At 72.1% G+C, this 14,386-nt stretch carries 10 protein-coding genes and 2 riboswitches; of the genes, 7 read left to right on the forward strand and 3 right to left on the reverse strand.

The window, feature by feature from the left end; genetic code table 11:
* The first annotated feature begins 156 nt into the window (after positions 1–156).
* The 6 genes from BLT44_RS08135 to BLT44_RS08160 all read left to right on the forward strand — a co-directional run bounded on the left by BLT44_RS08135 (position 157) and on the right by BLT44_RS08160 (position 9,732).
* Positions 157–1,707: an amino acid permease gene (locus BLT44_RS08135; RefSeq protein ID WP_010157627.1), complete on the forward strand. Its 1,551-nt coding sequence runs from the start codon at positions 157–159 to the stop codon at positions 1,705–1,707.
* 98 nt (positions 1,708–1,805) lie between these two features.
* A riboswitch (glycine riboswitch) is annotated at positions 1,806–1,907 on the forward strand.
* Position 1,908: 1 nt separating this feature from the next.
* Positions 1,909–2,008: riboswitch (glycine riboswitch) on the forward strand.
* Positions 2,009–2,056: 48 nt separating this feature from the next.
* On the forward strand, positions 2,057–4,936 hold the full coding sequence (gene gcvP / locus BLT44_RS08140; protein ID WP_010157625.1) for an aminomethyl-transferring glycine dehydrogenase: 2,880 nt from the start codon (positions 2,057–2,059) through the stop codon (positions 4,934–4,936).
* Positions 4,937–4,947: 11 nt separating this feature from the next.
* The gene (gcvT, locus tag BLT44_RS08145) at positions 4,948–6,060 is read left to right on the forward strand and encodes a glycine cleavage system aminomethyltransferase GcvT (protein ID WP_074690126.1); all 1,113 of its coding nucleotides are present in this window, start codon (positions 4,948–4,950) and stop codon (positions 6,058–6,060) included.
* 62 nt (positions 6,061–6,122) lie between these two features.
* Positions 6,123–6,506: a glycine cleavage system protein GcvH gene (gene gcvH / locus BLT44_RS08150; protein WP_074690128.1), complete on the forward strand. Its 384-nt coding sequence runs from the start codon at positions 6,123–6,125 to the stop codon at positions 6,504–6,506.
* A 19-nt stretch (positions 6,507–6,525) separates the two neighbouring features.
* Positions 6,526–8,019, forward strand: coding sequence for an L-serine ammonia-lyase (locus BLT44_RS08155; protein ID WP_074690130.1), 1,494 nt, complete (start codon positions 6,526–6,528; stop codon positions 8,017–8,019).
* A gap of 279 nt (positions 8,020–8,298) precedes the next feature.
* A complete protein-coding gene (locus tag BLT44_RS08160; protein WP_010157622.1) occupies positions 8,299–9,732 on the forward strand; it encodes an MFS transporter in 1,434 nt (477 codons plus the stop codon).
* Between the two features lie 41 nt (positions 9,733–9,773).
* Here the strand turns inward: BLT44_RS08160 and BLT44_RS08165 are convergent, their stop codons facing one another.
* Genes BLT44_RS08165 through BLT44_RS08175 form a run of 3 tightly spaced genes read right to left on the reverse strand, consistent with a single transcriptional unit; the run spans position 9,774 to position 12,846 of the window.
* A complete protein-coding gene (locus BLT44_RS08165; RefSeq protein WP_074690349.1) occupies positions 9,774–10,715 on the reverse strand; it encodes a TAXI family TRAP transporter solute-binding subunit in 942 nt (313 codons plus the stop codon).
* Between the two features lie 23 nt (positions 10,716–10,738).
* Entirely contained in the window at positions 10,739–12,184 is a 1,446-nt protein-coding gene (locus BLT44_RS08170) for a sensor histidine kinase (protein WP_010157620.1), read from the reverse strand.
* A gap of 8 nt (positions 12,185–12,192) precedes the next feature.
* On the reverse strand, positions 12,193–12,846 hold the full coding sequence (locus BLT44_RS08175; RefSeq protein WP_010157619.1) for a response regulator transcription factor: 654 nt from the start codon (positions 12,844–12,846) through the stop codon (positions 12,193–12,195).
* A 145-nt stretch (positions 12,847–12,991) separates the two neighbouring features.
* Between BLT44_RS08175 and BLT44_RS08180 the strand changes: the two genes are divergently transcribed.
* A complete protein-coding gene (locus tag BLT44_RS08180) occupies positions 12,992–14,380 on the forward strand; it encodes an MFS transporter (protein WP_010157618.1) in 1,389 nt (462 codons plus the stop codon).
* Positions 14,381–14,386: the final 6 nt, after the last annotated feature.

The following is a 14,386-nucleotide window of genomic DNA, read 5'->3' on the forward strand; positions in this document are numbered from 1 at the left end:
GCGCAAGCCCGATCGGGTTTCGGGTCGATAAAAGGTTGTTGCGAACCACCAATAGATCGCTATAGTCGGCAGTGGCGCACCGCTCAGCCGATTCCCAGTGTCGGGAATCGCACCGCAGCAGCTCGTATCCATCACACCGGAGTGAAAGAGGTCGACATGGCCAAGGACACCCTGAAAGTCTCAGGTGCCACGTACACCACCGCCGAGTCGGGGTACTTCGAGAAACGCAGGCTGAAGCGCGCAGCCGGGGTGTGGGGCCTCTGGGGCCTCGCCGTCGGCGCCGTGATCTCGGGCAACTTCTCGGGATGGAACTTCGGCATCGACGCGGCCGGATTCGGCGGCATGCTCATCGCGTTCGCGATCCTCGTCGCCATGTACTACGGGCTCATCTTCTCGATCGGCGAGATGGCGGCGGCGATGCCGCACACCGGCGGCGCATACTCGTTCGGGCGCGCGGCGATGGGCCCGTGGGGCGGCTTCGTGACCGGCCTCGCCGAGACCATCGAATACGTCGCCACCACGGCGGTGATCGTCTACTTCTCCGCCGGGTACGCGAACGGCGTCACCGAGGGGCTGATGGGCTTCAGCCTGCCGACCTGGCTGTGGTGGATCATCCTGTACGCGGCCTTCGTCGGGCTGAACACCGCGGGCGCCGCGATCTCCCTGAAGTTCGCCATCGTCGTCTCCGTCATCTCGATCGGCGTGCTGGTGCTCTTCGCCGTCATGGCCCTCGCGAGCGGTGCGATGGACTGGGGCAGCCTCTTCGACATCGAGCCCGACCCCGGCCAGAGCCTCTTCCTGCCGCACGGGGTACTGCCGATCCTCTTCGCGATGCCGTTCGCCATGTGGCTCTTCCTCGGCATCGAGGAGCTGCCGCTCGCCGCCGAGGAGTCGCACGACCCGGTGCGCGACATCCCCCGCGCGGGGCTCTGGGCGCGCGGTACGCTGATCGTCACCGGCCTGCTCGTGCTCGTGCTCAACACCGGCGTGCTCGGCTCGGAGACGACGGGCGTCGCAGGCGAACCGCTGCTCGACGGCTTCCGCGCGATCCTCGGCGACGACCTCGCCTGGGTCGCCGGACTGCTGGCGCTCTTCGCGCTCTTCGGTCTGCTCGCCTCGCTGCAGGGCATCATGTTCGCCTACGGGCGCAACATGTACTCGCTCTCCCGCGCCGGGTACTACCCGCGCTTCCTGTCGCTCACCGGCAGCAGGCAGACCCCCTGGGTGGCGCTCATCGCGGGAGCGCTCATCGGACTCGCCGCGCTCGTCACCGTCGAGCTCACCGGCGGCGACAGCGGCGTCGGCGGCGCGATCGTGCTCAATATCGCCGTCTGGGGCGCGGTGCTGGCCTACTTCATGCAGATGGTCTCCTTCATCATCCTGCGCCGCAGATTCCCGAACGCGAAGCGCCCCTACCGCAGCCCGTGGGGCGTGCCCGGGGCCGTGATCGCCGCCGTCATCGCCGCGCTCGTCTTCGTCGGGTTCCTGCTGAACGAGACCTTCCGCCCCGCGATCATCGCCATCGTCGTCGTGTACATCGCCGGGCTGATCATCTTCGGCATCTACACCCGCCATCGCCTCGTGCTGTCGCCCGAGGAGGAGTACGCCGTCTCGGGCGGGCTGCACGGCGACCCGCAGCAGGAGGGCTACGGCGGGGCGGTCGAGGAGGAGCTGCTGGCGATGGACGGCAGAGACGAGGATCGCTGAGGCCCGTTCCGGGGCGGGCGCCGTCCGCCCCGGAACGCCCCGGCGCGCCGCGTGCGGCGCGATGCTAGAGTGAGCAGACAATCGTGAATACCGGCCATCAAGTTGTGGCGGGAGAGTTCAGGGCCGAACGATGCAGCCCCGACGCCGTAGGAGCAATCCCTCCCCGGGAATCTCTCAGGCCCCCGTACCGCCTCAGCACGGCGACTCTGGAAAGCAGCGGACCCGCGTCCGCTCACCGACGGTGCAAGGGACCCGCGCTCGCGGCGACCGAATCTCTCAGGTTCCCTACAGAGCGGGGAGGATCCCAGTACATCCGCGCGTCCGCGCGCGACAGCCCTCGGAGATCCTCGTGACAGCCCTTTCCGCTCCCCGTACCTTCCCGGATCGCCACATCGGGGTCACCGACCCGGCGCACGTCGAGGCGATGCTCGCCGAGCTCGGATACGACTCGCTCGACGCGCTCGTCGACGACGCGGTGCCCGCCGCCATCCGCAAGTCGGAGCCCCTCGACCTGCCGCCGGCCCGCAGCGAGGAGGAGATCCTCGCCGACCTGCGGGCCCTCGCGGCGAAGAACGTCGTGCAGACGCAGATGATCGGCCAGGGCTTCTTCGACACCCACACGCCCCCCGTGATCCGTCGCAACGTGCTCGAGAGTCCCGCCTGGTACACGGCGTACACGCCGTACCAGCCCGAGATCTCCCAGGGGCGGCTCGAAGCCCTGCTCAACTTCCAGACCATGGTGGCCGACCTCACCGCCCTCGAGATCGCGAACGCCTCGATGCTCGACGAGTCGTCGGCGGCGGCCGAGGCCGTGCTGCTGATGCGGCGCGCGAACCGCGCCCCCGCGTCGGCGCGCGCGGTGATCGACGCGAACCTCTACCCGCAGACCATCGCCGTGATCCGCGGCCGCGCCGAGGCGCTCGACTTCGAGGTCGAGGTCGCCGACCTCTCCCAGGGGCTGCCGGAGGGCGAGATCTTCGGCATCGTGCTGCAGCAGCCGGGCGACGACGGATCGGTCGTCGACCACTCCGCGATCATCGCCGCCGCGAAGGAGCGGGGGGCGATGATCACGGTGATCGCCGACCTGCTCTCGCTCACCCTCATCGTTCCGCCCGGCGAGCAGGGCGCCGACGTCGCGGTCGGCAGCACCCAGCGATTCGGGGTGCCGCTCTTCTTCGGCGGGCCGCACGCCGCGTACCTCGCCGTGCGGTCGGGGCTGGAGCGCGCCCTGCCGGGTCGCCTCGTCGGCGTCTCGAAGGACGCGGCGGGCCGCGCCGCCTACCGGCTCGCCCTGCAGACGCGCGAGCAGCACATCCGCCGGGAGAAGGCCACGAGCAACATCTGCACGGCCCAGGCGCTCCTCGCCATCACCGCGTCGATGTACGCCGTCTACCACGGGGCCGACGGCCTGACGGCGATCGCGGCGCGCGCCCACGGCCACGCCCGCACGATCGCCGCATCGCTGCGCGAGGCCGGCATCGCGCTCGCCGCGGACTCCTTCTTCGACACGGTGCGGGCGAGCGTGCCGGGTTGCGCCGACGAGGTCGTCGCGGCCGCAGCGGAGCGCGGCATCAACCTGCGCCGCGTCGACGCCGACACCGTGAGCGTCTCGACCGACGAGACGACCACGGAGGCGCACGTCGCGGCCGTCGTCGACGCGTTCGGCGCGCCGCTCGTCGCGCCCGACGCACGCTCCCGCGCGGGCGACTCCGCCGACGGCGACGCGGGCTTCGGGTTCGAGGCCGCGCTCGCGCGCTCGAGCGACTTCCTCACGCACCCGGTGTTCACCTCGGTCACCTCCGAGACCCAGATGCTCCGCTACCTGCGGCGGCTCGCCGACCGCGACCTGGCGCTCGACCGCACCATGATCCCGCTCGGCTCGTGCACCATGAAGCTCAACTCCACCGCCGAGATGGAGGCGATCTCGTGGCCGGAGTTCGCCGGCATCCACCCGTACGCCCCCGAGCACCAGACCGCCGGGTGGCGGGAGCTCATCGCCGACCTCGAAGGCCGGCTCGTCGAGATCACCGGCTACGCGGGCATCTCGCTGCAGCCGAACTCCGGCGCGCAGGGCGAGTACGCCGGCCTCCTCGCGATCCGCGGCTACCACCGCTCCCGGGGCGACGACCAGCGCACGGTCTGCCTCATCCCCGGGTCGGCGCACGGCACCAACGCGGCATCCGCCGTGCTCGCCGGCATGCGCGTCGTGGTCGTGCGGAACACCGACACGGGGCACATCGACCTCGCCGATCTCTCGGCGAAGATCGACGCGCACCGCGACGAGCTCGCCGCCATCATGATCACCTACCCCTCCACCTACGGCGTCTACGACGACGACGTGCGCGAGGTGTGCGACCTCGTGCACGGGGCCGGCGGGCAGGTCTACATCGACGGCGCGAACATGAACGCGCTCGTCGGCCTCGCGCAGCCGGGCCGCTTCGGGGGCGACGTCTCGCACCTCAACCTGCACAAGACCTTCGCGATCCCCCACGGGGGCGGCGGCCCGGGCGTCGGGCCGATCGGCGTCGCCGAGCACCTGCTGCCGTTCGTGCCCGACGACCCCACCGGCGCCTACACGGTGAGCGGGGGCGTACCCGTCGTCTCCACCCTCTTCGGCTCCGCCGGAGTGCTGCCGATCTCGTACGCCTACATCGCGATGATGGGCGCCGACGGCCTGACCCGCGCGACGAAGACCGCGCTACTCAGCGCGAACTACATCGCCTCGCGGCTGACGCAGCACTTCCCGGTGCTCTTCACCGGCGCGACGGGGCTCGTCGCGCACGAGTGCATCCTCGATCTCCGCGCGCTCACCGCGAAGTCGGGGGTGACCGCGGAGGACGTGGCGAAGCGGCTCATCGACTTCGGCTTCCACGCCCCGACGCTCGCCTTCCCCGTCGCCGGCACCCTCATGGTCGAACCGACCGAGTCGGAGGATCTCGCCGAGATCGACCGGTTCATCGAGGCGATGGCGACGATCCGGGGCGAGATCGACGCGGTGATCGCGGGGGAGATCGCGGTCGAGGAATCCCCGCTGCGTCTCGCGCCGCACACCGCTGAGAGCGTGATCTCGGGAGAGTGGACCCGCCCCTACAGCCGCGAGCAGGGCGCGTACCCCGTCGAGCGGCTGCGAACCGACAAGTACTTCCCGCCGGTCGGCCGCATCGACGGCGCCTACGGCGACCGCAACCTGATCTGCGCCTGCCCCGCCCCCGAAGCCTTCGAGAATTGAGGACGAGCACGATGAGCACTCCGAAGCAGACCGCACTGCACGCCGAGCACGCCGCGCTCGGCGCCGCGTTCACCGATTTCGGCGGCTGGGACATGCCGCTGCGCTACGGCTCCGAACTCGCCGAGCACCGCGCCGTGCGCGGCGCCGCCGGCCTGTTCGACCTCTCGCACATGGGCGAGATCCGGGTGTCGGGGCCCGACGCCGCCGCGTTCCTGAACACCGCCCTCGTGGGCAACCTCGGCGCAGTCGCGGTGGGCCGCGCGAAGTACTCGCTGATCTGCGACGACGACGGCGGGATCATCGACGACCTCATCAGCTACCGCCTCGCCGACGACGTCTATCTCGTCGTGCCCAACGCGGGCAACGCGGGCGTCGTCGCGGCGGCCTTCGCCGACCGCGCCGCCGGATTCGACGTCGAGATCGACGACCAGTCGGAGCAGCTCAGCCTGATCGCGGTGCAGGGGCCGAACGCCGCCGCGATCCTGCTCGACGTCGTTCCCGAGGAGCAGCACGAGCTCGTGACCGGCATGAAGTACTACGCCGCCGAGCAGGCGACGGTCGCCGGCCACCCGGTGCTGCTCGCGCGCACGGGCTACACGGGGGAGGACGGCTTCGAGCTGTACCTGCCGAACGCCGAGGCGCCGGAGCTGTGGCGGGCGCTGCTCGCCGCCGGCGAACCCCACGGGCTCATCGCCGCCGGGCTCGCGGCCCGCGACTCGCTGCGGCTCGAAGCGGGCATGCCCCTGTACGGCAACGAGCTGAGCCGCGACGTCACCCCGTTCGAGGCGGGGCTCGGGCCGATCGTCTCGTTCGCGAAGCCCGAGACGTTCGTCGGGCGCCGGGCGCTCGAGGCCCGCCGCGACGCCGACCCCGAGACCGTGCTCGTCGGCCTCCGCGGCGAGGGGCGGCGCGCCGCCCGCGCCGGCTACGCCGTGCTCGTCGACGGAGAGCCGATCGGCCGTGTCACCAGCGGGCAGCCGAGCCCGACGCTCGGGCACCCCATCGCCCTCGCGTTCGTCGCGCGGCAGCACGCCGCTCCCGGAACGCGGGTCGACGTCGACCTGCGCGGCCGGGCAGAGCCCTTCACCGTCGTCGAACCGCCGTTCTACCGCCGCGCGCGGTAGCGCACCGGCGACCCGGCACCGCACTCCCACCACCGCCACACACCAGATAGGAAACACGCACCATGAGCAACGTCAAGGCCGGCCTCCGGTACTCCGCAGAGCACGAGTGGGTCACGAACGACAGCCCCGCCGTCGTCGGCATCTCAGAAGTGGCGGCCGACGCGCTCGGAGAGATCGTCTACGTCGACCTGCCCGAGGTCGGCGCCGCCATCGAGGTCGGCGCCGTCGTCGGAGAAGTCGAATCCACCAAGTCGGTCTCCGAGATCTTCTCGCCGGTGGCCGGCGAGGTCGTCGAGGTGAACGACGCGGTCGTCGCCGACCCGGCACAGCTCAACGCCGACCCCTACGGGGCGGCCTGGCTGTTCAAGGTCGCCGTGACCGAGGAGGGGCCGCTGCTCGACGCCGACCAGTACGCGTCCGACAACGACGCGCAGGTCTCCGCGTAGGCGCGATCGGCGCACGTCCATGCCCGTCAGCGTGTTCGACCTCTTCACGGTGGGCATCGGGCCGTCGAGCTCGCACACCGTGGGTCCGATGCGCGCCGCCCGCGAGTTCGCGGCGCGCGTCGCCCGGGGCGACGCCCGCGCGGTCGACGCTGCGGGCGCGGGAGCTGCTGCGCCCACGGGAATCGACGCCGGCCGCGGCGCCGCTGCGGGCAGCGGTCTCGCAGCGGTGTCGTCGCTCCGCGTCGACCTGTACGGCTCGCTCGCGGCGACGGGGCGCGGCCACGGCACCTTCACCGCGGTGCTCCTCGGACTCGAGGGATTCGATCCCGAGACGGTGCTGCCCGAGCAGGTCGACGCGGCGCTCGCCCGCCTGGAGCGCACCGGCGAGCTGCGCATGGGGGAGCAGCTGGGCGGGCCCACCGCGATCCTGCGCTTCGCCGCGAGCGACATCGTGCTGCACCCTCTCACGCTGCTGCCGCGGCACACGAACGGCATGCGCTTCGCCGTCGCCGATGCGGCAGGCGGGGTGATCGCCGAGGAGACGTACTTCTCGGTCGGCGGCGGCTTCGTGGTGCGCGAGGGCGCGGAGGAGGCGGTGCTCGACCGCCGCTCGCAGCGCTCCGCCGAGCAGCCGTACCCGTTCACCACTGCGGCGGAGCTGCTGGCGCACGCCCGCAGCAACCGGCTCACCATCGCCGAGGTGATGCTCGCCAACGAGCGGGTGCAGCGCACCGCGACCGAGGTCTCGGAGGGGCTCGCGCACATCTGGGAGGTCATGGAGGCCTGCAAGAACGCCGCGCTTGCGCGCACCGGCGTGCTCCCGGGCGGGCTCGACGTGCGCCGTCGCGCCCCCGAATGGCATCGCCGCCTCTCGCAGCGAGACCCGGATCGCGACCCCGTGTACTGGCAGGAGTGGATCAACCTCGTCGCGCTCGCCGTCAACGAGGAGAACGCGACCGGCGGGCGCGTCGTCACGGCGCCGACGAACGGCGCGGCGGGCATCATCCCCGCCGTGCTCTTCTACGCGACGCACTACGCGCCGGGTGCCCCGACGTGGACGGGGGAGGAGCGGGAGCGCGCGGTCGCCGACTTCCTGCTCGCCGCCGGCGCGATCGGCGTGCTCTACAAGGAGCAGGCGTCGATCTCGGGGGCCGAGGTCGGCTGCCAGGGAGAGGTCGGGTCGGCGTCGTCGATGGCCGCTGCGGGGCTCGCACAGGTGCTCGGCGGAACGCCCGAGCAGGTGGAGAACGCCGCGGAGATCGCGATGGAGCACAATCTCGGCCTTACGTGCGACCCCATCGGCGGGCTCGTGCAGATCCCCTGCATCGAGCGCAACGCGATCGCCGCGTCGAAAGCGGTGAATGCCGCGAAGATGGCGTTGATGGGCGACGGCGACCACCACGTCAGCCTGGACCAGGTCATCGCGACGATGCGGGAGACCGGGCGCGACATGAGCGACAAGTACAAGGAGACCTCGATGGGCGGGCTCGCCGTCAACGTCATCGAGTGCTGAGGCGCGGGGGCTTCGAGGCGCGGGGGCTTCGAGGCGCGGGGGCTTCGAGGCGCGGGTGCGCGGCGGCTCTGCCGGCGCGCGGCTGATCCTCGGTGAGAGATTCGGCTTCGGTGAGACGCTTCGCGGGTCGCCGCCCTCACCGAAGCCGCATCCCTCACGGAAGCCGCCGCGCGACGCCGCACGACGCCCCGCGCCGCCGCACGACGCCGCGCGCCACCCCGCGACGTCGCACGACGTCGCACGCCGCCGTGCGCTCCGCTTTGCCCCTACGATGATCCCATGAACGGTACTTCGACGGTCGAGCGGCGTTCGCTCGCGCAGCGGCTCGACGCGCTCCCCTTCACGCGCAAGCACGGCAGGGTGCTCGGCGGCTCCGGGATCGGCTGGGCGCTCGACGCGATGGATGTCGGCCTGATCTCGTTCATCATCGCGGCGCTGGCCCAGCAGTGGGGCATCGACAAGGGCCAGAGCGGCCTCATCGCGTCGGTCGGGTTCGCGGGCATGGCGGTCGGCGCGAGCCTCGGCGGGCTGCTCGCCGACCGGTTCGGCAGGCGGCAGGTGTTCGCCGTGACCCTGCTCGTCTACGGCGTCGCCACCGGCGCGAGCGCCCTGGTCGGCGGCGTCGGCCTGCTGCTCGTGCTGCGGTTCTTCGTCGGGCTCGGGCTCGGGGCCGAGCTGCCCGTCGCATCGACGTACGTGAGCGAGTTCGCGCCGGCCCGCATCCGCGGCCGCCTCATCGTCATCCTCGAAGCGTTCTGGGCGGTGGGCTGGACGGCCGCGGCCGTCATCGGGTACTTCGTGGTTCCCGCCTCCGAGCACGGCTGGCGGTGGGCGTTCGCGCTCGGAGCGATCCCGGCGGTGTACGCGCTCGTCGTGCGCTGGGGGCTGCCCGAATCGCCGCGGTGGCTCGCGGGTCGGGGGCGCGCGGAGCAGGCGGAGGCGATCGTCGCATCGTTCGAGGCGGCGGGATCGCGGAGGGCGCCGAGCGCTGCGCCTGCGACGGCGCCGGCACCCGATGCACCCGATGCACCCGATGCACCCGCTGCTCCGGTCGCCGGAGCTCACGCGCCAGCTTCGCCGAGCGCACCCGCTGCTCCGGTCGCCGTCACGACGGGCGGCCGGCTCGCGGCGCTCTGGTCCGCGGAGTTCCGCGGCCGCACCCTCTCGATCTGGGTGGTCTGGTTCTGCGTGAACTTCGCGTACTACGGAGCCTTCATCTGGATTCCGAGCATCCTCGTCGACGCCGGTTTCAGTCTGGTGCGCTCGTTCGGGTTCACCCTGGTGATCACGCTCGCGCAGCTGCCCGGGTACGCGGTCGCCGCCTGGCTGATCGAGGTCTGGGGCCGACGTCTGACCCTCTCGGTGTTCCTCGTTGGATCGGCGGCATCGGCGATCGTGTTCGGCACCGTGCACACGGAGTCGGCGATCATCGCCTCGGGCATGGCGCTGTCGTTCTTCAATCTCGGAGCCTGGGGTGCGCTGTACGCGGTGACGCCCGAGATCTACCCCACCTCGTCGCGGGCGACCGGGGCGGGGTGGGCCGCGGGCGTGGGGCGCATCGCGTCGATCGCCGCGCCCCTGCTCGTTCCGGTGCTGCTCGCGGCTGGCGGGCCGGGTCTCACCTTCACCGTGTTCGCGGTCTTCTTCATCGTGGCGGCGGGCGCCGCGTGGGGGCTCGTCGACCGCAGGGGCGCGGCCCTCGACGACCGCTGACCGGAGCGCGCCGCGCGAGGCGCGAGCGCTCCCGCCACGGCTCAGCGGTAGTGCTCGCGGTAGCGCTCCATCGCCGCGGGGTGCAGCGGCACGTCTCCCGTGTCGATGAGGGTGTCGAGGGCGAGGTACTGGAGCCCCACCGATCCGGTCGGAACGAGCCGGGTCGCGTCGCCGACGAGCACGTCGACGAGCGCGCGCGCCGCATCGCGCGCCAGGTCGGCGCGGCACATCAGCAGGTTCGAGATGCCGACTGTCGCGGTCGTGCGCGTCGTGCCGTACACGCCGGCGGGGATGCGCGCGTCGAGGTACTCCCGCGGATGCGCCGCCCGCAGGGGCGCGACCGCATCGCCGAGGTCGATCACCCGCACGGGGTGCGCGCTCGCGGCAGCGGTGATCTCGGGGGTGGGGATGCCGCCCGACCAGAACAGCGCGTCGATGCCGCCCTCCGCGAGCGCCCGCAGCGCGGCCGCGAGTTCGAGCTCGGTCGCCTGAGGCGCGGTGCCGCCCGCGGCGGGCAGGGCCGCCTCCAGCAGCCGCCTCGTGGTGCGCGAGCTTCCCGACCCGGGCGCTCCGATCGAGACGCGGCGCCCGGCGAGATCGGCGATCGATGCGATGTCGCTCGTCGCGAGCACGAGGCACTGCAGGTAGTTCTGGTACACGCGGCCGATCGCCGCGAGGTCGTGCGACGCGGCGGTCTCGTTCGCGGTATCGGCCAGCGACAGGCCCAGATCCGCCTCTCCGCTCGCGAGCATCTCGAGGTTCTCCGCGCTGCCGTGGGTCACGTGCAGGTCGAGCGCGGCTCCCGCGCGCGCTGCGAGCGCGTCGGCCAGCAGCTCGCCGAACTGCAGGTAGGCGCCGCCCGGTTCGCCGCAGGCCAGCGCGAGATCCCGCGTGCGCGCGGGGGCGCAGCCGGCGAGCGCCAGCGCCCAGCCCGCGACGCCGCCGAGCAGCAGGCCCCGGCGCGAGACGCGGGCGCCGGGCATGCCGCGCCCGATCCTCGCGCCCATCACGCGGCTCCCGCGATGATGCTGATGCGCAGGCCGCCGGTGGGAGCGCGATCGACCACGACTTCAGCGTCGTTGGCCCGCGCGAGCTGCTCGACGATCGCGAGCCCCAGCCCGCTCCCCGGCAGCTGCGCGTGCGCGGGGGCGCGCCAGAACCGTCTGCCGACGAGTGCGATCTCCGTCGTCGCGAGCCCCGGGCCGGAGTCGCTCATCACGAGCGCGGTGGCGGGCCCCGCGCCCCCAGCGCGGCCGGTGCGCCCCGCGCCCTCATCGGAACCGCACGGCGTCAGCTCGACGCGGAAGGTCGAGCCGGGGGCGTACTTCGCGACGTTGTCGGCGACGAGCTCCACGACCTCTGCGAGGTCGTGCCTGCGGAAGCGCAGCATGTGCGGCTGCTCGTCGGCGATCACGGCGATCCCGGCGTCGGCGAGGCGGGCGAGGTGGGGTGCGATGAGCCGGGCCGCGGAGACGGAGACGGGGAGGTCGTCGCTCGCCGGGGGCGAGGCCTCGCTGGCCGCCGCACCGTGCCCGCTCGCGGCGGCCGTCGCGCGGTGCTCGGCGTTCGCGAGCGCGAGCATCCGCGCCACGGTGTGCTCCAGGCGATCGAGGTCGCGCTCGATCGCAGCGATCTCCTCGTCGCGCCCGTCGCCGCCCGCGTCGACCCCGCGCGGAAGCCCGTCGATGCGCAGGCGGATAGCGGCGAGCGGGTTCCGCAGCTGGTGCGAGGCGTCGGCCACCAGCCCGTGCTGCTGGTCGAGCGCGAGTTCGACGCTGCGCGCCATGCGCGCGAAGGATCGGGAGAGGCGTCGCAGTTCGGGCGGGCCGGCGTCGGCGTCGAGGGCGTACGCCCGGTTCTCCGCGAGGGCGTTCGCGGCGGTGTCGAGGGCGGAGACGGGGCGCAGCACCCACCGCGTCCAGAGGACGGACGCGAGCAGCACGGCGAACAGCAGCGCCGCCCCGACCGAGACGATGGTCGCCCATCCCGCGGCGATGTCGCGCTGCGCCGCCTGCTGGTCGACCTGCAGGGCCACCGCTCCTTCGGGGGTGCGGCCGTCGAGGGTGACGGGGGCGGCGATGACGGCGTTCGGCTCGCTCCACGGGGTCACGGTGCCGAGGTCGCGCTGCGGAACGCCGCGGAGCGCACCCGAGATCACGGCGCTGATCGCGGCGTCGTCGACGGGGGCGCCCGATCCCGTGAGACGCGCGCCCGCCCCGTCGACGACGACGACGGCCTCGCCGAACGTCTCGGAGAATCGGTTCAGGTAGCGATCCAGCTCTCCGGGGTCGTCGGCCGCCAGGGCGGCGGAGGCCCGCTGCGCGATCTGCTGCAGCGCCGCGCCGCGCTGCAGCTGGAGCTCCTGGGTGCGCGACTCCGCGATCGCGGCGCCGACGGGGATGAGGATCGCGGTGACCGCGAGCACGCCGAAGACGAACAGGGGGAGCAGCACGCGGAACCTCATCGCGGCCTCTCGAGGCGGAACCCGCGGCCCCGGATGGTGGTGATGCGCAGCATCGGCAGCTTCTGGCGCAGCCCGGCGAGGTGCACGTCGAATGCTCGGGAGGTCGCCGAGTAGGAGTCTCCCCAGACGGCGTCGAGCAGTTGCTGGCGACCGACCACCGCATCCGCGTGCCGCGCCAGCACCGCGAGCAGCGCGCACTCGGTGGGGGTGAGCGCGATCGCGGCGCCCCGATGCAGCACCCGCCGCTCGGACTCATCGACGACGACCTCGCCCAGCTCGATGCGGTCGGTGGCGAGGCCGGTGTAGCGGCGCGCGACGGCGGCGAGTCGGGCGAGCAGTTCGTGCAGGCGCACGGGCTTCACGAGGTAGTCGTCGGCGCCGAGCCGCAGCGCCTGCACGGTCGAGCGCTCGTCGCCGCGGGCGGTGACCACGATCACGGGGATCTCGCTCACGGCGCGCAGCTGCTCGAGCGCGGTGAGCCCGTCCATATCGTCGAGGCCGAGGTCGAGCAGCACGATGTCGGCGCTCCGGTGCTGCTGCAGCATCGCGCCGCCGCTCGTCACGCGATCGCAGCTGTGCCCGGCGCGGGCGAGCGCTCCCGCGAGGGCTGCGGAGACCGAGGCATCGTCTTCGGTCACCAGCACACGCATGCCTTCCAGTATGCCGCCGCTCCCGTGTGTCACGAGTGTTAAGGCAGTGTTAAGACTTTCGCCCGCACGCCCGCGCGGGCTCGCAGAATGGGACTGCAGCTCAGCCGAGCCGCGTCAGCTCCCACCCCTGATGATTGGACTGTCAATGTCAACGTCGACGGCGACCTCGCCGACCCTGCGCCGGTCGGTCTCGAACACACTCAAGGGCTCGGCGGGCAATCTCGTCGAGTGGTACGACGTCTACGTCTACTCGGTGTTCGCCACCTACTTCGAGTCGCAGTTCTTCGCCTCCGACGAGGAGAACTCGTCGATCTACATCTGGGCGATCTTCGCGGTCACGTTCCTCATGCGGCCGATCGGCTCGTGGTTCTTCGGCCGGTTCGCCGACCGCCACGGGCGCCGCCTGTCGCTCACCATCTCGGTGTCGCTCATGGCGGCGTGCTCGATCCTCATCGCGCTCTCGCCCACGGCCGAGACCATCGGCGTCGGCGCTGTGGTGATCCTCGTGTTCGCGCGTCTGCTGCAGGGCTTCGCGACCGGCGGCGAGTACGGCACGAGCGCGACGTACATGTCGGAGACGGCCGTGTCGGGCCATCGCGGGTTCCTGTCGTCGTTCCACTACGTCACCCTCGTGGGCGGCCACGTGCTCGCCCAGACGACGCTGCTCGTCATGGTGCTCACCCTGCCGCACGAGGCCATCGCCTCGTGGGGGTGGCGCGTCGCCTTCCTCATCGGCGGGGCCGGCGCGCTCGTGGTGATCTGGCTGCGTCGCACCATGGACGAGACCCTGGAGACGGCGACGCTGCAGGCCGTGCGGTCGGGCGAATCCCGCGAGTCGGGATCGATGCGCGAACTGCTCGTGCACCAGTGGCGCCCGCTCCTCACCTGCTTCCTGGTCACCGCCGGCGGCACCGTCGCGTTCTACACGTACTCCGTGACGGGGCCGTCGATCGTGAAGGGCGCCTTCGCCGGCAGCGACGTCGTGGCGAGCACTGTCATCAACCTCATCGCGCTGACGATTCTGATGCTGCTCCAGCCGCTCGGCGGCTGGATCTCCGACCGGGTCGGCCGCAAGTCGCTGCTCGTGTTCTTCGGCGTCGGCGGCGTGCTGTACACCTGGGTGCTCCTCACGCAGCTGCCGCAGCAGCAGAACCCGTTCATCGCCTTCGCGATCCTCGTCGTCGGCTTCGTGATCCTCACGGGCTACACGTCCATCAACGCCGTCGTGAAGGCCGAGCTCTTCCCCACGCACATCCGCGCCCTCGGCGTCGGGTTCGGGTACGCGCTCGCGAACTCCGCGTTCGGCGGCACGGCGCCGCTGCTGTATCAGGCCGCGGGCGAGGCGGATCGGGTCACGTGGTTCATCGTCTACGTCACCGCCGTGATCGCCGTGTCGCTGCTCGTGTACATCTTCGTGCTGAAGAACAAGAGCTCGAACTGGCTCGACGACGAGGCGGGCATGCGCTCGCGGGTGCGCGGGTCGCAGCCTGCGCGTGACGCCTCGTCGGCTGACTCGGCGGCTGCGCGCGCCTAGACTGGC

It is taken from the genome of Leucobacter chromiiresistens, from assembly GCF_900102345.1.
Classification (GTDB): Bacteria; Actinomycetota; Actinomycetes; order Actinomycetales; family Microbacteriaceae; genus Leucobacter; species Leucobacter chromiiresistens.